General features: G+C 44.0%; 1 pseudogene. It reads left to right on the top strand.

Annotated features, from left to right (window positions below):
• Positions 1-377, top strand: a pseudogene (locus CAN34_RS13840) (peptide ABC transporter permease); the annotation flags it as partial.

Genomic DNA, 377 nt, shown 5'->3' with positions numbered 1-377 from the left:
GCCCAATACGGCTTTGATAAATCTGCGCCTGAGCGCTTTTGGCTGATGCTCAAGAACTATGCCCAGCTAGATTTTGGTGAGTCGTTTTTTAAAGGTCAATCAGTAACGGATTTGATTATCGAGAAGCTACCGGTGTCTATTTCGCTTGGGCTCTGGAGTACGCTGCTGATTTATATGATAGCGATTCCGCTTGGTATTTATAAAGCCATGCACCATGGCTCGGGAATTGACAAAGCAACTGCCATGCTGCTTGCTATCGGGCATGCGATACCAGTATTTGTATTTGCGGTGATTTTATTGGTGTTTTTTGCTGGCGGCTGCTACTGGAATATTTTGCCACTACAAGGTTTAACCTCAGCGAATTTTGTTCAATTAGT

The sequence above is a fragment of the Psychrobacter sp. DAB_AL32B genome (assembly GCF_002224105.1).
Taxonomy (GTDB): Bacteria; Pseudomonadota; Gammaproteobacteria; order Pseudomonadales; family Moraxellaceae; genus Psychrobacter.
Note: the sequence above shows the minus strand (reverse complement) of the source record. Positions and strands in the feature narration are given on the sequence as shown.